Consider the following 22,569-nt stretch of genomic DNA (forward strand, 5'->3'; position numbering starts at 1 on the left):
GCCGGTGACCCGACGCCGAAAGATCTGGATAGCCGTCCTCGTGGTGGTGCTGCTCCTGGGCGGGGCCTTCGTGTGGGCGCTGCCCGAGCTGATTCGACGCCAGGCGGTCACTCGGGTTCCCAAGATCACCGGTCGCGCCTTCAGCATCGGGGACATCGACCTCAATCTGTTCACGGGCCGGCTCGTCGTCAAGAATCTCCGGCTGGCCGAGCGCGACCCGCGCCAGGCCTTCGTGGAGTTCGAGCGTCTCGAAGCCCGCTGGTCGTGGCCATCGCTCCTTGGAGCCCACATCCGCCTCAAGGACGTGAGGCTGGTGTCGCCCACTGTGCAGCTTGCCCGGACGGGTCCGACGGAGTTCAACTTCTCCGACCTGCTCGACCTGATCCCGCCCGCCGACCCCAAGGCCAAGCCCTCGCGCTGGAAGTTCACCATGGAGCGGCTTGGTCTGGTGCTGGGCAACATCATCATTCGAGACGACGCGGTCTCGCCACCGACCAAGCTGCGCATACAGGGGCTGACCATCGAGGCGGGCGATCTCACGACGCGAGCCGGGCAGCGCGCGGGTCGCCTGGCCATCCAGTCCAAGGTCGGCGAGTCGCCGTTCGAGCTTCGCTCGGACGAGATCCGCCTGGCCCCCGGCGCGGTCTCGCTGGGTCTGTCGTTCAAGGACTTCGACCTGACCCAGGTCTTGCCTTACGTGCCCGCTACGGTGCCGGCGGGACCCTATGCGGGGCGGCTCAGCTTCAATGTCCGGATCGCCTTCGAGCGCGGGACGGAAGGCGTCACCCGAGCCGTGGCCACGGGCGAAGTGAGCCTCGATGACCTGAAGCTCATCCTCCGCGATGGCCCGGCGCCGTTCATGACCGTCCCGCGCCTGAGCGTGCGGGTGAAAGAGGCTGATCTCCTCTCGCGCATCGTGGTGGTCTCCAATGTGGAGATCGAGGGCCTGAACATACAGGCCCTGAAAGACAAGAAGGGCAACATCGATCTGCTTCGAATGGCCGCGGCCCCACCGGCCACCCCAGAGAAACCTGCGGCGCCCACGAAGGCCCCGGTCAAGCCACCCGTCACCGAGGCCCAGCCGGGGCCCGCCTTCAAGTTCCTCCTTGAACGCCTGGCCCTCACCAAGGGGACGGCCAGCTTCGTGGATGAGTCCGTGTCGCCGCGGACGACGCTCACGCTGGCCGACCTGAGCCTGACCCTCGAGAGTCTGGCCTGGCCGGCCGTCGGACCCGCGCGGGTCACCGCGGGGATGAAGCTGCCCGGCGGGGGCCGTCTGGAGATCACCAACGGCTCGCTCATTCCCCAGCCGCTCGACTTCACCTGGACCATGAAGATGCGCGATGCGCCGATCGAGCCCTACCAGGCGTATATCCCGGTCCCGGGTCGCTTCTCCGGACGCTATAACGGCGACAGCAAGAACCGCGTCGCGTTCAAGGATGGGAAGACCATCCTCACGTCCACGGGCACGAGCTGGGCGGAGAAGTTCGAAGCGCGCTTGCCGGACGCCCCGCGGCCCTCCTTGAGTATCGAGCGCATGGAGCTGGTCGGCATCGATCTCGACTGGCCGAAGCGCGCGGCCGTCGCCAAGGCGGGCTTTAAAAAGCTGGCGGCGGAAATCGAGCGCGGTAAGGACGGCAGCCTCGACATCTCGAAGGTCTTCGGCGGTCCTGCTCAGCCGGCCGGGGATGCCGCGGCGCCGCCGCCCCCTCCGGCATCCACGCCCCCTCCGACACCCACGCCGCCTCCCGCGGGAGCGAGCAAGCCCAAGGGGCTGCTCGAGACCATGAGCCTGCAGATCGGCGAAGTCCGCCTCGAGGAAGGCTCCATCCGCTTCCTCGACCGGACGACCGAGCCTGCCTTCTCCGAGGATCTCTCGAAGATGGATCTCCTCGTCACCGGGCTCGGGAACAAGCCGGACCAGCGCGCCAAGCTCGTCTTCACGAGCCTGATCGGAGGGGAAGGTGCGATCGACATCCGGGGCGATATCGGCGCGGTGGGGGCGCCCCTGTATCTCGATCTCGTGGGCGAGATCCGTGATGTCAAGCTGCCCGTGGCCAACCCGTACTCAGATCAGATGACAGCCTGGCTCATCCAGCGCGGCAACCTCAAGTACAAGTTCAATCTCAAGGTCGAGAACGATCAGGTCGTGGCCATGAACGAGGTGCTCGTCGAGAAGCTGCGGGTGGCCAAGTCCAGCCGGCCGGACGACGAGGCCAAGAAGCGCCTCGGGCTGCCCCTCGGCCTCATCGTTGCCCTCATCAAGGACGGCAACGGAAACATCGTGGTCAACGTTCCCGTCGCGGGCTCGCTCAAGGATCCCAAGTTCGACTGGTCCGAGACCATCTGGTCCGCCGTCAGGAACGTTCTGAAGAACATCCTCGCCTCGCCGTTCCGGCTCATCGGGAGCCTCTTCTCGAGCGAGGAGAAGATGGAAGAGCCCAAGGTCAACCCCGTGACCTTCGCGGCGGGCAGCGCGGTGCTCGCCCCGGCCGCGGGGCAGCAGCTTCTCCGCGTGGCCGACTTCATGCGGCAGACGCCCTACGTGTCCCTGACCCTCAATCCCGTGGTCGCTCCCGCCGACCTCGACACGCTCAAGGCCGAGGCCGTCGCGGCCAAGGTCCAGCAATTCGCCAAGGAGCGGGGCATCAGCGAGCAGGTCATGGCCATCCGCGGATACTTCGCCGTGCGGCTGCCCGGCGAGAAGCTCCCCCCGACCCCTGACGATCAGCTCAAGCTCCTGCGCGACCGCGAGCCCGTGCCCGAGCCAAAGGTCAAGGAGCTCGTGGAGGCGCGGCTGGCCGTCACCAGGGAACGGATGGTGAAAACCGAGGGGATTCAAGAGAAGCGCTTGCCCGTCGGCGAGACGAAACGGGCCACCGCGGGCGAGGGCAGCATCGAGTTCGCCATCGGTGAGCACGACTCCGACTAGCTGTCTGCCAAGAGTAGCGGACGCTTCCAGGCGGCTCAAAAGGGTCCAGATGCGAGGCGGCGCCCGAAGGCAGCAGGTGAGGCGTACTCTCTGTACGTTGAACCTGCTGCCGAGGGCGCCAACGAAGCAGATGGGCCCTTTTCAGCCGCCTGTGCGCCGCTCTGTTATACTCCCGCCCCATGAGAGTCCTCGCGCTCCACCCCGACAGGTGCACCGGCTGCCTCCGGTGCGAGCTGGCCTGCTCCTACATGCAGACGGGCACATACCAGCCGTCCAAGTCCGTCATCCGCGTGTCACCCTTCGAGGGCTATACGTCCTATGCGCCCTACACGTGCACGCAGTGCGCGGAGGGGTGGTGCATGACGGCCTGTCCGGTGGGGGCGATCACCATCAATGCGGCGGGCGCCAAGGACGTGCTGGACGACAAGTGCGTGGGCTGCAAGCTCTGCACCATCGCCTGTCCCTTCGGCACCATGTTCTATGACGCGGACACCACCAAGGCCTACAAGTGCAATCTCTGCGACGGGGCCCCGGCCTGCGCGGAGGCCTGCCCCACCCAGGCCATCACGTTCATCGAAGGCGAGACGGCCGACTGGATCGGCGACTTCGCGGCGGCGCGCACGAGCCGCATCCTGGCCCGGGAGCATGCCTGATGGCAACCCGGCACCTGATCATCGGCGGCGGTACCGCGGGGCTCAATGCCATCAGGACCCTCCGGGAAGAAGACAGCACCTCGGAGATCACCCTGGTCTCTCGGGAGCGCCCGTACTCGCGCATGGTCCTGCCGTACTACCTGGGCGCGACCATCTCGGAGTCCCACGTCTATACCGCGACGCCGGCCTCGCTGGCCGCCTGGGCCGTCAAGACCATGCTCGGACGTCGGGCCGCCTCGCTCGATCCCGCCGAGCACCGGCTGTCCCTCGATGACGGCGCCACGGTCGCCTACGACGATTGCCTCATCGCCACGGGCTCGCGCGCCGCGCGGCCGCCCATCCCTGGCGCGGAGGGACCGGGCGTCCACTCCTTCTGGACGCTCGAGGAGGCACGGGCCGTGATCGCGGAGGTGCAGCCCGGCACCAAGGTGGTCATGGTGGGGGCGGGCTTCATCTCCTTCACCATCCTCAACGCCATCCTCTCGCGCGGCGCCGCCCTCACCATCGTGGAGGTGGCCCCGCGCATCCTGCCGCGCATGGTGGACGAGGCCTGCGCGGCCATCGTGGCCCGCTGGCTCGAGCGCCATGGGGTCACCATCCGCGCGGGAGCGACCCTGACCAAGATCGAGGAGGGGAAGGGCAAGCGGAAGCTCACCTTCAAGAAGGGCGCGCCCATCTTCGCCGACGTCGTGATCATGGCCACGGGCATCCGCACCAACCTCGAGTGGCTCGACGGCTCCGGCATCGAGGTCTCGGCCGAGCCGGGCGGCGGCATCCTCGTCGACGATCATCTGCGCTCGAGCGTGAAGACCGTGTACGCGGCGGGCGATGTCGCCCGCGGCCCCAACCTGCTCACGGGGACACTCGAGGTCCACGCCATCGAGCCCACCGCGCAGGAGCACGGGCGCGTGGTCGGCGCCAACATGGCCGGTCGGGATCTCGCCTACCGCGGCAGCCTCATCATGAACATCGTCGAGGTCTGCCATCTGGACATCGCCTCCTTCGGCCAGTGGGACGACGCCAAGGCGGAGGTCTTCACGGCGACGCGCGCCGATCGCTCGCAGTACCGCAAGCTTCTCTTCCGCGGCGGCAAGCTCACGGGCGCCATGATCTGCGGCCCCGCCGAAGACATCTGGACGACGAACGACGTCGGCATGCTCAAGGGCCTCGTCTATTCGGGCGCGGATCTCTCGGCCTGGAAGACGCATTTGAAGGGCAATCCCTTCGACGTCAAGCCCGCCTACCTGGCCACGCACACGGCCGGCAAGCTCCTGCCCCAGACTATCCTGGGACGGGCATCCCATTCACCCCAGCTGCCCCAATCGGTGATGGTCCAATGAGCCCGACCGCGACCGCCTCGCGCCCCACGACGAAGGCCTCCGCCGCTTCCGCCACCGTGCCCGGCTACGCCGGCAAGCTCCTGCGCGTGAATCTCTCCACGGGGAAGATCTGGACTCAGCCCTGGGCCGAGCACATGCGCGAGTATCTGGGCGGCGTCGGCCTGGGCGCCAAGATCCTCTACGAGGAGGTAGGGCCCAAGGTCAACTGGGACCATCCCGATAACCGGCTCATCCTGGCCACAGGTCCGCTGGCCGGCCTGCCTGTCTGGGGCACGGGCGGCCTCAGCGTCATCACGCGCGGCGCGCAGACCAACGGCGCCACCTCGACCCAGGCCAATGGCTTCTTCGGGGCGGCCCTCAAGTACTCGGGCTATGACGCCATCATTGTCCAGGGCCAGGCCAAGAAGCTCTCGTACCTCTACATCAACGATGACGTGGTGGAGATCCGCGACGCCTCGCACCTCAAGGGCAAGGACACCTGGGAAACCCAGGAAGCGCTCGAGGTCGAGCACGGGCTCTCCGGGCATCGCCTGTCCGTGTATTCCATCGGGCCCGCGGGAGAGAACCTGGTCCGCTTCGCCGCCATCCAGGGCGACTACGGCCACGTCGCCTCGAAGAACGGCTGCGGCGCGGTGATGGGCAAGAAGAAGCTGAAGGCCGTCTGCATCGTCCGCGGCACCAAGGCCCTCACCCCTCATGATGCGCGGGGGCTCGTCCAGGCCGCCGACGATATCGCCCACGATCTCAAGACCGACCCCGCGGCCTCCACGCTTTATCGCTGGGGCACGCTGCCCGGCGTCACCAACCTTTACAAGCTCGGCGCCTTGCCCATCAAGAACTACACGACGAACCTGACCACGGTCGACATGACGACGTGGGAGCCGGCCAAGCTTCGCAACGGATTCGACCACCGGGGTCATCAGTGCAGTGCCTGCGGCATGCACCATTGCCATATCCAGGTCATACGGAAGGGACCCAAAGCCGGCGAGCTCGTCGACGAGCCCGAGTACGAAGGCTGGTCGGGCGCAGGCTGGACGATCGGAGCCACGGACCAGGAAGGGATCAGCTGGCTCAACACACGCCTCGACCGGGCCTGCGTGGACGTCAACGAGTTCGGCTGGGTCTGCGGCTGGGTCATGGAATGCATGGAGAAGGGCTATCTCACGGAGAAGCAGGTCGGCTTCAAGCTCTCGTGGGGCGACATCGACGGCGCGTACCGTCTGCTCCAGATGATCAGCCACCGGCAGGGCTTCGGGGATCTCCTGGCCGAGGGCGTCAAGCGCGCGTCCGAGAAGATCGGCGGCGAGGCCGCCAAGTGCGCGGTGTACACCATGAAGGGCGCCTCGCCGCGCGGCCACGACCATCGCGGCCGGTGGGAGGAGATGCTCGATACCTGCACGTCGTCGAACGGCACCATGGAGAGCGCCAACCCGACGCACCAGACGGAGTTCGGGCAGCCCGGCCGCATCAATCCCTTCAACGGCGAAGAGGTGGCGAAGCTCGTGGGGGGCATCCTGGGGCGGAAGCACTTCGAGGATTCGCTGGGCGGCTGCATCTTCACCTTCCGCTCGCGGATCGAGATGCTGGCCCGCGCTCTCTCCGCCGCCACGGGCTGGAACTACACGATGCCGGAGGCTCTCCGCCTGGGCCGGCGGACGGCGGCCATCCTGCGTGCCTTCAATCTCCGGTGCGGCATCGGCACCGACCTCGAGTACCCCTCGGCGCGCTACGGGTCGAGGCCCGTGGACGGGCCGGCGAAGGATCACAACATCATGGACCAGTGGGAGCACATGGTGGACGTGTGGTACGAGACGGTGGGCTATGACCGCAAGACGGGCAAGCCCACCCGCGAGACCCTGAAGAAGCTCGGCCTGGACTGGCTCACGCGAGACCTGTGGCGCAAATAGCCCGCGATTCCCTCACGGCGCAGATCGAGGTGACCACGTGGGTCACCAAGCACGTGGGGGGCGACGGCTCGGGCAGCAAGCTCTTCACGGAGCCCTTCGCCCTCGGCGAGACGGTGCGCCAGGTGCTGCGGCGCTTCACGGCGCGACACCCGGAGCTGGATGCGGCGCTGTGGAGCCCCGATCACGCGGAGCTGGGCGAGCACATCGAGGTCATCGTCAACGACGCCGTCCTCGGCGTCACCCACGAGCTCGATTCGCCGCTCAAAGATGGTGACCGGATCACCCTGCTGGGTCAGTTCATGGGCGGGTCGTGCCTGATCATGAGCCGGTAAGGGAAGACGCCCCGCGACCGCTGCCGCCGCCCCGACGATCGCGTCGCTGGCTCGGGATCGCTGTCCTGGCCGTCGCGCTCCTCTCCGGCTGGTTCTACGTTGTCGGCACGCCCTCCTACTCCCTCTATCGCTTCGCCCACGCCCTTCACTCCCGCGATCCCGCGGGCGCCCTCGCCTACGTCGACGTGGACCGTGTGGCCGAGGCGGCGGCCGACGTGCTGGTTGCCGATGCTTTTGCCCGTCAGCGCCCGCCGAGGAATGTCTTCGAGGCCATGGGGCAGGGGATCGCGCGATCCGCCGCGCAGCAGAACGTCAAGCTCCAGGCGGCCGCGCGACTGCGCGCCGAGGTGGAGCGGATGGCGGACGCGGCGGGTCAAGGCAGCGTCTTGCCCCTCGGCCTCCTCGCCGTCATCCAGGGTGCGGACATGGTCCGGCAGGGAGACGAGGTGTGGGTGACCTATACCGAGCCGGGCCAAGGAGTCACGCAGTTCAAGATGAGCCGGCAGCCGGACCGCTCCTGGAAGATCACGGCCTTCGACAAGGACTGGGTCCGCCGCCAGGTGCGTCAGCGTCCCCCGCGCTAGCTGATCCTCCACGCCAGGGCGCGCCGACGGAGTCCCCTGTGGCACAGTAGGGGCGGGAGGACAATGCCATGACGAGACGGTCACGCTACTCGCGCATCCGCACCGCAGCTCGGGCCGGAGCGCCGACATGATCAGCGACATGCCGTCCTATCTGCGATTCTTCGACAGCGTGCGGCGGCGCACGGAGCGAGACGTGGCGGCCCTGCCCTCCGCGGCGGCGGCGTGGCGGCCGCCCGCCATCGGCGGGGAGACGGGCTGGAGCATCGGCCAGATCGTCCTCCACATCGGCGGCTCGCGGCTCTACTTCGCCAGCGCCTACCGCGACGAGGGGTGGATCTGGACGAAGGCGGAGGCGGATCCCGATGACCAGCAGACATGGCTGCCCTGGCTGCAGGCCTCGGCGGAGCGCTTCGCGGCGCTGGTGAGGGAGACGCCGGCTGACTGGCTCACGCGCCGCATCGAGATGATCGATACCCCCGGCCAGTCGCTGGCCGGCTGGCGCCTTCTCATGATGATGCTCGAGCACGAGGTGCACCATCGCTCGCAGATCGATGCCTATGCCGGATTGCAGGGCTGGCCCGTGCCCGACATCTTTGGTCGCTCGGCGGAGTCCATCGACGCCCTCCAGGAGGCCGAGCGCGCCAAGCACGCACGCGGAGCCCTCCCGCTCGCTGAAGGAGAACCGGCATGATTGTCCCCCTCACCTTGGGAGACTTCCTGGAGCGCGCCGAGCTCGTGTATGGCCACCGGGAGGCGGTGGCCGACGAACCCAATCCGCCGGGCGGAGGACTTGGCCGTTTCACCTATTCGCAGTTCGGCGACATGGCGCGAAGCCTCGCCGGGGCCCTGGACGAGCTCGGGGTCGCCGAGCACGAACGCGTGGCCATCGTCTCCCCCAACGCGGCCCGCTTCCTGGTCAGCCTGTTCGGGGTCAGCGTGTTCGGACGCATCCTCGTGCCCGTCAACTTCCGGCTGAATGCCGAGGAGATCCGCTACATCGTCGAGCACTCCGGCTCCTCGGTGCTGCTCGTCGATCCCGAGCTCGACGAGTCCCTGCGGCACATCCCGGTGAAGCATCGCTTCGTGCTCGGCGCCGGCACCGATCCTCAGCTCTTCCTTCGCCAGGGGGTGGCCCCGCGGCTCCAGGTCAGCGACGAGAACGCCACCGTGTCCATCAACTACACCTCGGGGACGACGGCGCGCCCGAAGGGCGTGCAGCTCACCCATCGCAACTTCTGGCTCAATGCCGTCACCTTTGGCTGGCACCTGGCCATGACCGATCGGGACGTGTACCTGCACACGCTGCCCACCTTCCACTGCAATGGTTGGGGCATGCCGTACGCGGTCACCGGCATGGGGGTGCGTCAGGTCATCATCCGCAAGATCGACGGTGAGGAGATCCTGCATCGGGTGGAGGCCGAGGGCGTCACCCTGTTCAATTGCGCGCCCGCGGTGATCGCTGCCGTGCTCGACGCCGCGGCCGTCCGCCGCCAGACGGGCGTGGCCGTGCCGGGCCGCGGGCGGGTGCGCGTGGTCGTGGCCGGAGCGCCGCCGCCGTCGAAGACCATCGAGCGCGTCGAGACCGAGCTGGGCTGGGAGTTCATCCAGATCTACGGGCTCACGGAGACCGCGCCCTTGCTGACCTTCAACCGCGCGCCCGCGGAATGGGACGGCCTCGACGCGGCGGAGCGGTCACGCCGGCTCTCCCGGGCGGGCGTCCCCGCGGTGGGCGTGCGCATGCGGGTGGACGAGGAGGGCGAGTTGCTGGCGCGCTCCAACCACGTGTTCGAGGGCTACTGGAACCAGCCCGAGGAGACGGCCAAGGCGATCGCCGACGGCTGGTTCCATACGGGCGACGGGGGCGTCCGCGACGGGGCCTACATCGCCATCACCGACCGCAAGAAGGACGTGATTATCAGCGGCGGCGAGAATGTCTCGTCCATCGAGGTGGAGGACTGCCTTTTCCAGCACCCCGCGGTGGCCGAAGTCGCGGTGATCGGCGTGCCCGACGAGAAGTGGGGCGAGACCATCAAGGCCCTCGTCGTCCTGCGCCCGGGCTCCGCCTGCGCCGAACGGGAGCTCATCGAGCACTGTCGGTCCCGGATGGCGCACTACAAGTGCCCGACGTCGATCGAGATTCGGGATGCTCTCGTCCGCACCGCGACGGGCAAGCTCCAGAAGTTCAAGCTGCGCGAGCCGTACTGGGTGGGTCGTGAGCGTCGGGTGAACTGAGGCTGTAGGGCCGCGTTTTCGCGGGTTTCTGCGAGTTCTGGCTTGACTCGTCGCGGCGGCATGTGTTACTTCACGCCTTGCGGGCTCACGTCGTCCCCCCAAATTTTTCAGTCCCCCGCGAGGTCGTCATGGCGCAAACCATTGGATTTATTGGGCTCGGGATCATGGGTCGACCCATGGCCAAGAATCTTCTGAAGGCCGGTTACCCGCTGGTGGTCCATAGCCGGAGCCAGGGCCCGGTAGACGAGCTGGTCGGCGCCGGCGCCAAGCGCGCCTCGAGCGCCAAGGAAGTGGCCGGGCAGGTGGATGTCCTCATCACCATGCTGCCAAATTCACCTGAAGTGGAGCTGGTCGCGCTCGGGCCCGACGGCATTGTCGAGGGCGCGAAGAAGGGCCTGCTCTATCTCGACATGTCCACCATCTCGCCGCTCGTATCTCAGAAGGTCGGCAAGGCGCTGGCCGCCAAGAGCGTGAGGATGCTGGACGCGCCGGTCTCGGGAGGCGAGAAGGGCGCCATCGAGGCCGCGCTCAGCATCATGGTCGGCGGCGAGAAGGCCGATTTCGACGCGGCCCTGCCCGTCTTTCAAGCGCTCGGCAAGACGATCACGCACCTGGGGCCGCTGGGGGCCGGCGGCTTCACCAAGCTCGCCAACCAGATCATCGTGGCGGTCAACCTGACCGCTCTCGGCGAGGCGCTCACCCTCGCGCGCAAAGCGGGCCTCGATCGCGCCCTGACCCTCAAGGCGCTCGCGGGCGGGCTGGCCGGCTCGAAATGCCTCGAGCAGAAGACGCCCAACTATGTCGCGGGCACGTACAACCCCGGCTTCAAGATCGATCTCCACTTCAAGGATCTGGGGCTCATCATGGAGTCCTCGCGCGCCCTGGGTGTCCCCCTGCCGTGCACGGCCGTGGTCCAGGAGCTCTTCAACGCGCTCCGGGTCAAAGGCAAGGGCGGGCTCGATCATTCCGGGGTGATCACGCTGCTGGAGGAGCTGGCAGGAATGCCAAACCCGACATGAGGGCCACCGTGGACCGGCCGGGACTGGACAATCAGGGCCGCACCCCCTTGATCAAGATCCGGCGCGTCCGCAAGGGCGATCTCAGCAAGGTGCGGGATGTGCTCGAGCAGGCCTTTGGCGACTTCTTCGAGCGCCAGATGGGCACGCGCCCGCGCCAGGTCTTCAACGGCGCGCAGTACGTGCACCACCGCTGGCTCATGGAGCCGTGGGGATGCTTCGTCGCCGAGGAAGGCGACGGCAAGATCGTGGGCGCCGCCCTCGCCGTCATGTGGGGGACGGTCGGGCTGGTGGGCCCGGTGGCCGTCCTCACGAACTATCAGAACCAGGACATCGGGCAGCAGCTCTTGACCGCCTGCCAGGGGTTCTTCGACGAGAACAAGGCGACGCTGCAGGGCGTGGCGACGTATCCGTACAGTCCCAAGCATCTCGGCTTGTATCAGAGGTTCGGCTACCGGCCCAAGGGGCTCGTGGTGGTGACGGGCAAGCCCATGGATCGGCGCGAGATCGTGCAGGCCACGCGCCCCGCCAAGCCCGGTCTTGGCGTCCGCCGGTACTCCTCGCTGGAGGAGGTGAAGAAGAAGTCCGCCATGCAGCGGGTGCGGCGCATCACCAATTCGCTGTACCGGGGCATGGATCTCGGCAAGGAGGTCGAGATCGTGGACGGTCTCGCCCTCGGCGACACCCTGCTGCTCGAGAAGGGGCGCGACGTGATCGGCTTCGCCATCGTGCACATGCCGGGCGTGAGCGAGGCGCCCCACGGCAGCGTCTACATCAAGTTCCTTGCCATAGAGCCGCACCACCGGAAGCCCGAGCATCTCCACGCCTTGCTGGCCGCCGTCGAGGAGATGGCGCATGCCGCGCAGCTCCAGCGCGTGGTGGCGCCCGTGTACACGTACTACTGGGCCGCCTACCAGAGTCTGCTCGAGCGCGGATACCATCCGGACTTCACCATGGTGCGCATGAAGAAAGGTAAGCAGGACGACGACGAGCGCCCGGACGACCTGGTGCTCGACGACTGGCGCTGAGGCCATGCGCGCCCGGCTTCTCCGCGGCGCCGCGGCCGCCCCCATCGCCCTCTGGGGCTTCCTCGCCGTTCCCGCCGGCGCCCCCGCCCACGCCATCATCCTCGAGTCCGAGCCGGCCCGTGACGCCAGGCTCGCGGGGCCGCCCGCCCGCATCTATCTTCGCTTCAACAGCAAGATCGAGAAGCGGCTGACGCGGGTCAGCATCACGGCCTCCGACGGCCGCGCCGTTCCCCTCCCCGTCGTCGCGGACGGCCGTCAGGCCCCGGATCGCCTCTCGTTCCCTCTCGGTCCCCTCCGTCCCGGCGCCTACATCGTCCGCTACAAAGTCCTGGCGGCCGACGGGCATATCACGGAAGGCGCCCTCCGCTTCTCCGTCCTGGAGGCCAAGTAGCCGCGTGACCCTGTTCGGAGGGTTTCTGGGCGTCGGCCTCCTGGGCGTCGGCCTGGTCGCGCGGTCGGCCCTCGTGGATGGTGTCGACTGTGTCCTGCTCGTCTACCGGGAGACCTGAGTGCTTCGAGGCAAGGCGACCTCATCCGGCACCCAATCCTATCGCGCGGCTCTCGGATCGACCGTCCCCGCCGATCATTTCCGCTCGTGGCAAGGGCTCGCGGTGTCCTCCATCGGCCTCGGCACGTATCTCGGCCCTGAGGACGAGGCCACCGATCGCGCCTACCAGGCTGCCATCGAGCGGGCGGTGGCGGGCGGCCTCAATGTCGTGGACTCGGCCATCAACTACCGACGACAGCGAAGCGAGCGCGCGGTGGGGAGCGCCCTCACCGCGCTCCACGAGTCGGGCCGGGTCAAGCGCGAGAGCATCGTGGTGTCGACGAAGGGCGGCTTCCTCCCGTTCGACGGGCCCGCCCCGCGGGGACTCCTCGACCCCGGCGATCTCGTCGCGGGCAGCCACTGCATGAGCCCGCGCTATCTGCAAGACCAGCTCGAGCGCAGCCTCACCAATCTCGGGCTCGAGCGAGTCGACATCTACTATGTCCACAACCCGGAGACCCAGCTCGCCGAGCTGCCCCGCGCGGCCGTCCTCGATCGGCTGAGCGCGGCCTTCGAGTTTCTCGAGGGCGCCGCGCGGTCGGGTACCATCGGCGTCTACGGGACGGCGACCTGGACGGCCTACCGCCAGCCGTCCGACGCGCAGGACGCGCTCTCCCTCGCCGAGGTGGTGAAGACGGCGAAAGCGGTGGGGGGGACCGGGCATCATTTCCGCGTGGTCCAGCTCCCGTACAACCTCGCCATGACGGAGGCGTTCACGGCGCCCACCCAGTCGCGTGGCCGGGCGAGCGTGACGGCGCTCGAGCTCGCGCAGGCCCTCGGCATCTACGTGATGACCTCGGCTTCGATCTATCAGGGACAGCTCGCCCGCAACCTGCCGCCCGTGATCGGACAGTTTCTGCCCGGGCTCTCGACCGACGCGCAACGGGCGCTACAGTTCGTGCGCTCGACGCCCGGCGTGGGCACCGCGCTCTGCGGCATGAAGACGATTCCCCACGTGGACGAGGCGCTCGGCCTGGCCGCGGTGGCGCCGGTGCCGTGGGCGGAGTTTCAGAAGCTCTTCTCGCCCGCCTGAGCCGGCGCGGAGGGGCGAAAGGGCTTGAATTTCCATGAGGGCTCGGCTACGGTGTTACGTCGTCATTGAGACGCCATCCTCCGACGGCCGGATCGGGTGACTTAAAGCATGGTCAAGAAGATCCACCACGTCGGCATCGTGGTCGAGAGCCTCGCGCGGGCGTATCGCTTCTGGCGCGACGCGCTCGGGCTGCCCCTCCTGCGCGAGGCGGAGATCGCGGACCAGGGCGTGCGCGCGGCGCTGCTGGCGGCCGGCGACAGTGAGATCGAGCTGCTCGAGCCCACGGGCACGGAGGGCGGAGTGGCCCGCTTCCTCGCCAAGCGCGGCGAAGGGCTCCATCACCTGTGCTTCGAGACGGCCAATGTCGAGGGTGATCTCGCGGCCCTCAAGGCGGGGGGGGTCCCCCTGATCGACGAGACGCCGCGCCAGGGGCTGGCCGGGCGCATCGCCTTTCTCCATCCAACCGCGTGCGCGGGCGTTCTCGTGGAGCTGGCCACCCCGCCTCCGACCGCCGAGCATCCCGACTCGCCCGTGCGCTTCAAGCGGCTCGTCATCGGCTGTCGCGACCCGCAGGAGACCGCCAAGTCGTATCAGCAGCTCTTCGGCTTGCCCGAGGTCGCCGTCAACGACGGGCCCCGGAGCATGCTCGGCTGGACGGGGGGAGGGACGCTGCTCATGGTCCCGGCCAGCGAGGTGGGGGGCACGCTCGGCATGGCCGCTCTGTCCATGGTCGCCCCGGAGATGGTGACGCTCGTGCAGCGCCTCTCCAAGATCGACGCCATGATGTTCTTCGGCGCAAGCGAGATCACCCTCAAGCCGGAAGCGGGCAACAACGTCCATCTGCACATCTCGCGCTATCATTTCCCCTGATCGCGTCCCTCAGGGCGGGTATCGTCGGTGACCCGCGCCCCCTCTCGCTCGTGACGCGTCCCGACCCAGAGGTCAAGTAAACGGACAGGGGGCGGCAGGGGCGGGTTGTCGGCGACACGCTCTGGCTGGTCGGCCTGTGCGCGGCCCGGGCCGCGGGCTCGACGATGGCCATGGCGTACCCCGCCGTCCTCTCCGTGGTCCAGGCGGAATGGCATCTGTCCTCGACGGCCGCCGGCTCCATCTCCTCCGCCTACCAGCTCGGCACCGCCGTGGCCCTCGTCTTCGTCTCGGCGCTCGCCGACTATCTCAACCCGCGTCTGGTCTTCCGCGTATCGGCCGGGTTGACGGCGGTCGTGTCGCTGCTCATCCCCGTGCTTGCCCAGGGCCATCTCTCGGCCCTGCTGCTCTTCGGCGCCGCCGCCGTGGCGGTGGCCGGCATCTATACGCCGGGGATCATGCTGCTCGCCGAGCGCTTCGAGCCGGCGCGCCGGGGACGCGCCGTCGGCTGGTTCCTTGCCGCGTCTTCCCTGGGTTATGTTCTGGCCCTCTTGATCGGGGGCGCCGTGGTGGCGCGCGCCGGTTGGCGGAGCGCGCTCTTCGTGCTGGCCCTGGGGCCGCTCCTCTGCTTCCTGCTCTCGCTCGTGCTCTTTCACCGCGAGCCCTCGAGACGCCCGGCCTCCGCCGCGCCGCGACGGTTGAGCTTCGATGCCGATCTGTCGGGCAATCGACCGGCTCAGCTGATGATCTGGGGCTACGTGTTTCATTCCTGGGAGCTCCTCGGGATGTGGGCGTGGACGCCCGCCTTCGTGGCGGCCGCGCTTGCCGCGCGCGGCACGTCTGCCACGGAGGCGGCGGGTCTCGGCGCCTCCCTCGCGGCCCTCTTCCACATCATGGGCATCGTCGCCTCGGCCGTCGGGGGCACGCTCTCGGATCGCTGGGGCCGGACCGCCGTCATCGCCGGGATGATGCTGGTGAGCTCGGCCTGTTCTTTCACATTCGGGTGGATGCTCACGGCGCCCCTCCTGCTCATCGTGCTGGTGGGCAGCGTCTATGGCTTCTCCGCCCTCGGCGATTCGTCGGTATACTCGACGGGAATCACGGAGACGGTGAGGCCCGAGCGCCTCGGCACGGCCCTGGCCATACGCTCGCTCCTGGGCTTCGGCGCGGGCGCGGTGTCGCCTCTGGTATTCGGGAGTGTGCTCGACATCTACGGCGCACCGAGCGCGCAGTCCGCCGGCTGGGGGTGGGCCTTTACCGTGCTGGGGGTGGGCGGGGTGCTCGGACTGCTGTCGATGCTGTGGCTGCGCACGCTGCCGGAGTCGCGGCGGCTGGCCGGCGGCAAGCGTTGACTCGAAACCTGGAGGCGGCATGGCCACGGTGCTGTTCATCGTCGAGGCGACCATCCCGAGGAAGGTCTGGCCATAGCCGCTCCCAGACGCGTGCGCGGCCTCGGGGCGGGACGCCGGACACGCCGGACGCTGGCCCAGGGCGGATCCGGAATCGCGGCCGAGCTCAACCAGCGTCTGAGCGCCTGGCCCGCGGTCAAGATCACCCCCATGTTCGGGCGGTGGGGGTATTTCGTAGGGCCGCGACTCTTCGCCTGCTTTCCGCTGCGCGTGAAGGACACGGACCTCTGGATCCGGCTCTCGCGTGAGGACCAGCGGCGTGCCATCGACTCGGGCGTGGTGACGCCCCACCGGCGCATGAGCGCAAGCGGCTGGGTCGAGACCCGCGTGGAAAATCTGAGCCAGGCGACGCGGGTGCTGGGCTGGCTCAAGCGAAGCTACGAGACGGCCAAGCACATCGTGGAACAGGAGGAGAGGCGATGATCCTCGTCACGGGTTTCGAGCCCTTCGGAGGCCATCCGTCCAACCCGTCCGAGGAGATCGCCAAGGCCGTGAACGGCAGGATCGTGGGAGGACTGGCCGTGCGCGCCGTCATCTTGCCCGTGCACCACCTCGAAGCCGCGCGGGAAGCCGCGCGCCTGCTCGTCGAGCACGATCCGCTGGGCGTGGTCCACGTAGGTCTGGCCGCGGGTCGCGCGCGGATCGCTCTCGAGCGGGTCGCCGTGAACGTCATGGACTACGAGCTTGCCGACAATTCTGGCTATCTGGCGCGCGGCGAGCCGTGTGTGCCGGGCGGGCCCGCGGCGTATTTCGCCACGCTCCCTCTCCCCGAGATCCTGGACGCCCTGGCGCGCGAAGGTGTCCCCGCCTATCTCTCCAACTCGGCGGGCACCTATCTCTGCAACCAGACGCTCTATGCCACCCTTCACGGCGTGGCACGGGACGGACGGCGCGCCCAGGTCGGATTCATGCACGTTCCTCTCTCTCCCCCCATGGTCGCGCTCTCCGGCCTCGAGCAGCCGAGCATGGACACGGGCCTCGGCGTGCGCGCGCTCGAGGTGGCGTTGCGCGTGATCGCCGAGCAACTCGCCGCGCCGCCGCGCCCTTAGCTCGACCCGGCCGTTGGAGGAGCCTGGGCCTTCAACGGCGCCAGGGCCAGAAATCCCAATCCCGTCCACGCCGCCTCACGCACGCGGCGTATCAAGGTGAAGGACAGCCCCGCCGGCGCTCCGAGTCCCAGCGCCGCGAAGATCGCGACATGCCCCGCCTCGAGCGCGCCTACATAACCCGGCACCAGGAACGCCGCGAAGCGGATGCTCGTGCTGAAGGCTTCGATGGCCGTGGCCTGGGCGAGGGAAACCGGCAATCCTATCCAGCGCAGGATGAGCCAGGGCTCGAGGGCGCCGATCAGCCACGCCGCGAAGTGAAAGAGGATGGATAGGGCCAGCCGGCCGGGCTCGCGCCGGTAGAAATGAGCCAGCTCGTCATTGACCTGGACCAGCGTCTGCCCGGGGTTGCCCGAAAGCCAGCCGAGCTTCTGGAGCCATCGCGTGCCCCCGCCCAGAGCTCCACCCGCCTGCGCGGCGACGAAGGCGCCCACGGCCAGTACCTGGATGACGAGAAGCCACTGCATCGCGCGCACCACGAGCGAGTCAGAAGGAAGGGCCGCATGGGCGGCCACGAGGCCCACGACAAGGAAGAGCGCCTGGCCGATGATGATGGTGGTCTTGGCCACGATGACGGAGGGCAGGCCTTCACTGAGCGGCGCCCAGGGTCTCACGAGCCAGGCCTTGACGGGCTCGCCCCCCACGGCCGCGGTCGGCGTCGTGAGGTTGAAGGCCTCGCCGGCGAGCCGGGCCGCCAGGAGCGCCCGGAACGGGGCGCGGTCCCGCCTGAAGGCGAAGCGCCAGCCCAAGGTGTCAAGCAGCGTGGTGACTCCGAAGGGGAAGACGAGGATGACGAGCAGCCGCCACGAGAGATCCGCGAACGCCTGCGCGACGGCGCCGGGGCCGATGTGGACGAGGAGCCCGAGAAAGAGCGCGGTGCCACAGAGCAGCAGGCCGAGCCGCACCCACCGCATCAGGGGGCGGGCGCCTCGGCGCGCCGGGCTTTCTCTTCGATCCGCTCGATCTTCACGAGGGGGACGAGCAGCCAGGTTGCCGCCGTCATGGCCGTTGAGATCAGGACGAGCGGGACAAAGCCGAAGTGGTCGTACAGCCGGCCCCCCACGTTTTGCGAAGCCTGGGTCCCGGCATTGAAGATCGACATCAGCAAGGCAAAGAAGGTCGCCTCCACGTGGCGTGGACAGGACTTGGCAGCCAGATCGAGGAAGGCGAGCTGGGTGATCATGCCGATGCCGCCGAACACGATGTCGATGGCGAGAGCCGACCACATGTCCCGATACAGGAGATAGGCCAGCGTGCCCGCCACCGCGATGCCGATCGAGAAGTTGATCAGCCGGCGCAGCGGCACCCGCCGCGAGAGCGGAGCGTAGATGAAGGCCCCGCCGATGCCCGCCACCGCGGCGAGCGCGCTCAGGTGACCGATGAACTGCTGCGAGAAGTGGAGCACGTCGGTCTGGTAGAAGAGCAGCGCGGGGCCGAAGGAGGGGCTGAAGGTGTAGAAGAAGAGGAAGCCTCCCACCACCCACACGTCGCGCTCGCCCAGGGCGGCCCGGATGGACACCCAGGTCGTCCAGAACTCTCGGCGGGCGCCCCGGGCAGGCGACTCGCGAATGACGAAGGTGGCCATCAGCATCGAGATCATCGGGAAGCATGCCGCCAGGAAGAACGCCCGCGGCAGGAGGCGATGCTCGGCCAGATAGCCGCCGAGGATACCCACGATAACGGAGGCCGTCGTGATGGCGGCCCACTGGACGGACTGGAAGGCGCCCGTGAGCCCGAGGGGCTTACCGTTTTCCACCATGAGGGCGTCGACGAGCACATCGGTGAAGGCAAGGCCCACGGCCATGACCGTGAAGAAGTAGGCCATGCGCCAGTAGGAGTGGTCGGCGATGAGGCCGAGGGCGAGACCCGCCAGCGCCGCCGTGCCCGAGGTCAGGAGCAAGTAGCTCTTCCGCCGGTACCCGAACAGGGGAAGGAAATCCGAGAGTAGTCCATACACGGGCTTGATCAGCCACGGGATGATGGTGATGGCGAAGAAGTCGGCCACCTGTCCCGCGGAGAGCCCGCGGTCTTTCAGGACGATGGTGATGGTCTGGATGGGCAGATACCACATGCCTTGCGAGAAATACACGATGGCGAAAAGCACGGCGAGGCGCTGCGCTTCCGGCGTCTGAAAAGGGTGCAGGCCCTTGAGCCGCGCGAGCATTTGAGCACTATACAACGTGTGCTACGCTACTGCCTCCATGCGTGAGACGCGCCGCTCCGTCTGTCCGCACGATTGCCCGTCGCAATGCGCTCTGTCCGTCACCATCGAGGACGGGCGCGTGGCCGACGTCGCGGGCGACCCGACGCATCCCTTCACCCGGGGCGTGATCTGCGGCAAAGTGCACGACTACGCCGAGCGCCTCTACGCCCCCACGCGGGTGCTCACGCCGCTCCGGCGCGTGGGGGCCAAGAGCGAGGGGCGCTTCGAGCCCATCTCGTGGGAGACCGCCCTCGAGGAGATCGCCGGCCAGTGGCGGCGCGTCATCGGACAGTGGGGCGGCGAGGCCATCCTGCCGTACTCGTATGGCGGCACCCTCGGCCTCATCCAGTACTGGGCGGGCCATCCGCTCTTCCACACGCTCGGCGCCTCCCAGCTCGATCGCAGCATCTGCATCGCCACCGCCTATGCCGGCTGGGTGGCCACCCTGGGCACGGTGGCGGGCAACGATGCCGAGCAGCTGGTGGATTCGGACCTCGTCGTGCTGTGGGGCATCAACGCGAGCTACACGCACATCAACCTGATGACGCTGGTCAAGCGCGCGCGCAAGCGCGGCGCCTTCGTGGTGTGCATCGACCCCTACCGGACGGCCACGGCCAGGAGCGCTGATCTGTACCTGCGGCCGCGCCCGGGCACCGATGGCGCGCTGGCCCTGGGCATCATGCACGTGCTCATCGCCGAGGGACTCATCGATCGCGACTACATCGAGCGGGCCACCCTCGGCTACGGACCGCTCGCGGAATCAGTCAGGGCGTACGATCCCACGCGCGTCTCCGCCATCACGGGCCTGAGCGCCGAGGAGATCGTGAGCCTGGCCCGCCGCTATGGCGCGACCAAGGCCTCGTTCCTGCGCGTGGGCATCGGCCTCTCGCGTCACGACAACGGCGGTGCGACCTGCCGCGCCATCGCGTGCCTGCCCGCGCTGACCGGCGCCTACGCGCATCCCGCGGGCGGCGCGCTCCTCTCCTCGAGCCGCACCTTTGGCCTCGACCTGGGCGCCCTCGAGCGCCGGGATCTCATGCCCGCGACCGTTCCGCGAACCATCAACATGACCAGGCTCGGGCGAGCCCTCACGGAGTCCGAGATGAGCCCGCCCGTCAAGGCCTTGTACGTCTACAACTCGAACCCGGCCTCCATCGCGCCCAACCAGGAGCTGGTGCTGCGCGGGCTCGCGCGCGAGGATCTCTTCGTGGTCGTGCACGAGCAGCACCTGACCGACACCACGGACTACGCCGACATCGTGCTGCCCGCCACCACGTCCATGGAGCACGTGGACCTCTACAAGTCGTTCGGCCACCTCTACGTCCAGCTCGCGGAGCCCGTGGTCGAGCCCGTGGGCGAGGCTCGCTCCAACTGGCATACCGTACGTCTGCTCGCCCGCGCCCTGGGCCTGCGCGATCCTCACTTCGCCAAAGACGAGCCGACCTTGATCCGCGAGGTGCTGGCCTCGGGCGACCCGTCCGTCCGGGGCATCACGTACGAGCGTCTCCGCGCGGAGGGGTCGGTGCGCTTGAATGTCGAGCGGCCCTACCTCCCGTTCGCTCAGGGGGCGCCCACGCCGTCGGGCAAGGTCGAGTTCGTGTCGGAGAGCCTGGCCAGAGAGGGCCAGCCCTTCCTGCCGGGCTACGTACCCCTCATCGAGGGGCCGAACAACGCGGAGCTCGCGCGGCGCTTTCCTCTGCAATGCATCGTGCCGCCGAACCGGTTCTTCCTGAACTCGTCCTTCAGTCAGTCGGATCTCCTGCGTCGCCGCCAGAAGGGGCCGTCGGTCTTTCTCAGCCCCGCCGATGCCGAGGCCCGCGGAATCCAGGACGGCGAGGCCGTGCTTGTCCGGAGCGCGCGGGGGGGCGCCCGCTTCGCCGCCCTCATCACGGAAGACACGCGACCCGGGGTCGCGGTGATCGAGGGCATCTGGTGGTCCAAGCACCAGGCGGGGGGCCGCGGCGTCAATGTCATCACCGACGACCGCGTGGCCGACCTGGGCGGCGGTCCCGCCCTGCACTCCAACCTCGTGGAAGTCAGCAAGCTGTGAATCGGGTGCGCTTCGCCCCGGTGGAAGGGGCCGCCCAGATCTTCACGCCGGAGTTCTGCGCCTATCTCTCGGCGTTGCACGATGACTTCACGCCTCGGGTGCAGGCCCTGCGGCGACAGCGGGACGCCGTGCTGCGCCGCGCCGTCGAGCATGGCCTCTTGCCGGGGCCGCCACCTCCGAGCGCGGCCACCACGGGCGACTGGAAGGTGCCGCCCGTGCCCGAGGACCTGCGCCGTCCCGGGATCGAGATCTCTGGACCCTGCTCCATCACCAGCATGTTCATCAACGCCCTCAACCCGGGGCCTGAAGGCGAGCGCGCGGAGGGCGACCTGGACGACGACGAGGACTCGGCCGGTCATCGGCTCGTGGACACCGTGAAGGCCGCGCAGAACCGGCTGGCCGCGGTGAACCGCGAGCTCGCCGTCACCGACACGTCGCGGGGCCGCGACTACCGCATCGCGCCCGGGGAGCTGCCCTTCTTCATGCACCGCGAGCGCGGGCTTCACCTGGACGAGGCTGACGTGACCGTAGAGGGCCGGCCCGTCCCCGCCGCCATCCTCGGCACGGCCATGACGCTCTTCTTTGCCGGCCGCGCCCAGGCGGGGCGTGGGCAGGGCATTTACTTCTACCTGCCCAAGGTCGAGAGCGTCGAGGAGGTCGCCTGGTATCGCGACTTGTTCGACGCGAGCCGGCGGCATTTGCCGTTTCTCGCCGACGCGACGATGCGGGCCATCCCCCTCGTCGAGTCGCTGCCCGCCGTCTATCTCATGGAGGAGATGCTGTATGCCCTGGGACCGTATGCCGCGGGGCTCAATGCCGCGCGCTGGGACCTCAAGGCCTCCATCTTCGAGTTCGTGATGGCCGACCCCAAGTCGGTCTGGCCCGATCGCTTCGGGGTGGACATCAAGACCACGCCCTTTCTCGCGGACATCTTCCGCCGGCTGGTGGCGATCTGTCTCAAACGCGGCGCCGTGCCCATCGGCGGCATGGCCACGGCCTTGCCGAGCAACGACCCGGAGGTCAATCGCGTGGCCGGCGAGGCCATCCGTGCCGACAAGGAGTGGGAGGCCCAGCAGGGCTTCATCCGCGGTTGGGTCGCGCACATCTTTCACATGAAGACGGCGGGAGACCCGTTCAAGAGCCTCCTCGCCTCCGGCTGGAAGCCGACGGCCGCCATGGCCGATCCGGATAGCTATCCGGTCAGGATCGAAGTCCCCGCCGGCCCCGTCACGGCCGGGGGAACGCGGCGCAATGCGCGCATGGTCATCGAGTACGTGGAGGGCTGGCTCGGCGGGCGGGGCGCCAAGGGCATAGACAGTCTGGCGGGCAA

The 22,569-nt window shown here is 68.4% G+C and carries 20 protein-coding genes; 18 read left to right on the plus strand and 2 right to left on the minus strand.

The window, feature by feature from the left end:
- Positions 1–4 precede the first annotated feature (4 nt).
- The 16 genes from VGT00_16415 to VGT00_16490 all read left to right on the plus strand — a co-directional run bounded on the left by VGT00_16415 (position 5) and on the right by VGT00_16490 (position 16,929).
- Entirely contained in the window at positions 5–2,932 is a 2,928-nt protein-coding gene (locus tag VGT00_16415) for a DUF748 domain-containing protein (GenBank protein HEV8533008.1), read from the plus strand.
- Positions 2,933–3,111: 179 nt separating this feature from the next.
- Entirely contained in the window at positions 3,112–3,585 is a 474-nt protein-coding gene (locus VGT00_16420; GenBank protein ID HEV8533009.1) for a 4Fe-4S dicluster domain-containing protein, read from the plus strand.
- Positions 3,585–4,925, plus strand: a complete 1,341-nt coding sequence (locus VGT00_16425) for an FAD-dependent oxidoreductase (protein HEV8533010.1) — start codon at positions 3,585–3,587, stop codon at positions 4,923–4,925. Before VGT00_16420 ends, VGT00_16425 begins: the two co-directional genes overlap by 1 nt.
- Entirely contained in the window at positions 4,922–6,832 is a 1,911-nt protein-coding gene (locus VGT00_16430; protein HEV8533011.1) for an aldehyde ferredoxin oxidoreductase C-terminal domain-containing protein, read from the plus strand. Before VGT00_16425 ends, VGT00_16430 begins: the two co-directional genes overlap by 4 nt.
- Entirely contained in the window at positions 6,820–7,164 is a 345-nt protein-coding gene (locus tag VGT00_16435) for a MoaD/ThiS family protein (GenBank protein ID HEV8533012.1), read from the plus strand. Before VGT00_16430 ends, VGT00_16435 begins: the two co-directional genes overlap by 13 nt.
- Entirely contained in the window at positions 7,143–7,748 is a 606-nt protein-coding gene (locus tag VGT00_16440) for a DUF2939 domain-containing protein (protein ID HEV8533013.1), read from the plus strand. Before VGT00_16435 ends, VGT00_16440 begins: the two co-directional genes overlap by 22 nt.
- A gap of 127 nt (positions 7,749–7,875) precedes the next feature.
- Positions 7,876–8,439: a DinB family protein gene (locus VGT00_16445; protein HEV8533014.1), complete on the plus strand. Its 564-nt coding sequence runs from the start codon at positions 7,876–7,878 to the stop codon at positions 8,437–8,439.
- Positions 8,436–9,980, plus strand: coding sequence for an AMP-binding protein (locus VGT00_16450; protein ID HEV8533015.1), 1,545 nt, complete (start codon positions 8,436–8,438; stop codon positions 9,978–9,980). Before VGT00_16445 ends, VGT00_16450 begins: the two co-directional genes overlap by 4 nt.
- Positions 9,981–10,108: 128 nt before the next feature.
- Positions 10,109–10,999 carry a 2-hydroxy-3-oxopropionate reductase gene (locus tag VGT00_16455; protein ID HEV8533016.1) on the plus strand — a complete coding sequence of 297 codons (891 nt, stop codon included), beginning with the start codon at positions 10,109–10,111 and terminating at the stop codon, positions 10,997–10,999.
- Between the two features lie 8 nt (positions 11,000–11,007).
- Complete coding sequence (locus tag VGT00_16460) at positions 11,008–12,024, plus strand: GNAT family N-acetyltransferase (protein HEV8533017.1); 1,017 nt, start codon at positions 11,008–11,010, stop codon at positions 12,022–12,024.
- A gap of 4 nt (positions 12,025–12,028) precedes the next feature.
- Entirely contained in the window at positions 12,029–12,415 is a 387-nt protein-coding gene (locus VGT00_16465) for a copper resistance CopC family protein (protein ID HEV8533018.1), read from the plus strand.
- Positions 12,416–12,533: 118 nt separating this feature from the next.
- Complete coding sequence (locus tag VGT00_16470; protein HEV8533019.1) at positions 12,534–13,604, plus strand: aldo/keto reductase; 1,071 nt, start codon at positions 12,534–12,536, stop codon at positions 13,602–13,604.
- Positions 13,605–13,712: 108 nt separating this feature from the next.
- Complete coding sequence (mce, locus tag VGT00_16475) at positions 13,713–14,474, plus strand: methylmalonyl-CoA epimerase (protein ID HEV8533020.1); 762 nt, start codon at positions 13,713–13,715, stop codon at positions 14,472–14,474.
- Positions 14,475–14,638: 164 nt separating this feature from the next.
- Positions 14,639–15,823 carry an MFS transporter gene (locus VGT00_16480; protein HEV8533021.1) on the plus strand — a complete coding sequence of 395 codons (1,185 nt, stop codon included), beginning with the start codon at positions 14,639–14,641 and terminating at the stop codon, positions 15,821–15,823.
- Between the two features lie 90 nt (positions 15,824–15,913).
- Positions 15,914–16,303: a luciferase family protein gene (locus tag VGT00_16485; GenBank protein HEV8533022.1), complete on the plus strand. Its 390-nt coding sequence runs from the start codon at positions 15,914–15,916 to the stop codon at positions 16,301–16,303.
- Positions 16,300–16,929, plus strand: a complete 630-nt coding sequence (locus VGT00_16490; GenBank protein HEV8533023.1) for a pyroglutamyl-peptidase I — start codon at positions 16,300–16,302, stop codon at positions 16,927–16,929. The genes VGT00_16485 and VGT00_16490 overlap by 4 nt, the downstream gene beginning before the upstream one ends.
- On the opposite strand, the gene VGT00_16495 is transcribed toward VGT00_16490, so the two are convergent.
- Both VGT00_16495 and VGT00_16500 read right to left on the minus strand, forming a co-directional pair.
- On the minus strand, positions 16,926–17,900 hold the full coding sequence (locus VGT00_16495; protein ID HEV8533024.1) for a flippase-like domain-containing protein: 975 nt from the start codon (positions 17,898–17,900) through the stop codon (positions 16,926–16,928). The genes VGT00_16490 and VGT00_16495 overlap by 4 nt on opposite strands.
- A complete protein-coding gene (locus VGT00_16500) occupies positions 17,900–19,150 on the minus strand; it encodes an MFS transporter (GenBank protein HEV8533025.1) in 1,251 nt (416 codons plus the stop codon). The genes VGT00_16495 and VGT00_16500 overlap by 1 nt, the downstream gene beginning before the upstream one ends.
- 37 nt (positions 19,151–19,187) lie before the next feature.
- Between VGT00_16500 and VGT00_16505 the strand changes: the two genes are divergently transcribed.
- Both VGT00_16505 and VGT00_16510 read left to right on the plus strand, forming a co-directional pair.
- On the plus strand, positions 19,188–21,239 hold the full coding sequence (locus tag VGT00_16505; GenBank protein HEV8533026.1) for a molybdopterin oxidoreductase family protein: 2,052 nt from the start codon (positions 19,188–19,190) through the stop codon (positions 21,237–21,239).
- Positions 21,236–22,569: hypothetical protein (locus VGT00_16510; protein HEV8533027.1), on the plus strand; the 1,334-nt coding region annotated here is incomplete at its 3' end. The genes VGT00_16505 and VGT00_16510, both read left to right, overlap by 4 nt.

This window comes from Candidatus Methylomirabilota bacterium (assembly GCA_036002485.1).
Lineage (GTDB): Bacteria > Methylomirabilota > Methylomirabilia > Rokubacteriales > CSP1-6 > AR37.

What these genes read in the sequence shown, in the direction of transcription:
- VGT00_16420 (HEV8533009.1), top strand. Translation starts at nt 3,112, where the DNA reads ATGAGAGTCCTCGCGCTCCACCCCGACAGGTGCACCGGCTGCCTCCGG.
- VGT00_16425 (HEV8533010.1), top strand. Translation starts at nt 3,585, where the DNA reads ATGGCAACCCGGCACCTGATCATCGGCGGCGGTACCGCGGGGCTCAAT.
- VGT00_16430 (HEV8533011.1), top strand. Translation starts at nt 4,922, where the DNA reads ATGAGCCCGACCGCGACCGCCTCGCGCCCCACGACGAAGGCCTCCGCC.
- VGT00_16445 (HEV8533014.1), top strand. Translation starts at nt 7,876, where the DNA reads ATGATCAGCGACATGCCGTCCTATCTGCGATTCTTCGACAGCGTGCGG.
- VGT00_16450 (HEV8533015.1), top strand. Translation starts at nt 8,436, where the DNA reads ATGATTGTCCCCCTCACCTTGGGAGACTTCCTGGAGCGCGCCGAGCTC.
- VGT00_16455 (HEV8533016.1), top strand. Translation starts at nt 10,109, where the DNA reads ATGGCGCAAACCATTGGATTTATTGGGCTCGGGATCATGGGTCGACCC.
- VGT00_16465 (HEV8533018.1), top strand. Translation starts at nt 12,029, where the DNA reads ATGCGCGCCCGGCTTCTCCGCGGCGCCGCGGCCGCCCCCATCGCCCTC.
- mce (HEV8533020.1), top strand. Translation starts at nt 13,713, where the DNA reads ATGGTCAAGAAGATCCACCACGTCGGCATCGTGGTCGAGAGCCTCGCG.
- VGT00_16480 (HEV8533021.1), top strand. Translation starts at nt 14,639, where the DNA reads ATGGCCATGGCGTACCCCGCCGTCCTCTCCGTGGTCCAGGCGGAATGG.
- VGT00_16490 (HEV8533023.1), top strand. Translation starts at nt 16,300, where the DNA reads ATGATCCTCGTCACGGGTTTCGAGCCCTTCGGAGGCCATCCGTCCAAC.
- VGT00_16495 (HEV8533024.1), bottom strand. Translation starts at nt 17,900, where the DNA reads ATGCGGTGGGTGCGGCTCGGCCTGCTGCTCTGTGGCACCGCGCTCTTT.
- VGT00_16500 (HEV8533025.1), bottom strand. Translation starts at nt 19,150, where the DNA reads ATGCTCGCGCGGCTCAAGGGCCTGCACCCTTTTCAGACGCCGGAAGCG.
- VGT00_16505 (HEV8533026.1), top strand. Translation starts at nt 19,188, where the DNA reads ATGCGTGAGACGCGCCGCTCCGTCTGTCCGCACGATTGCCCGTCGCAA.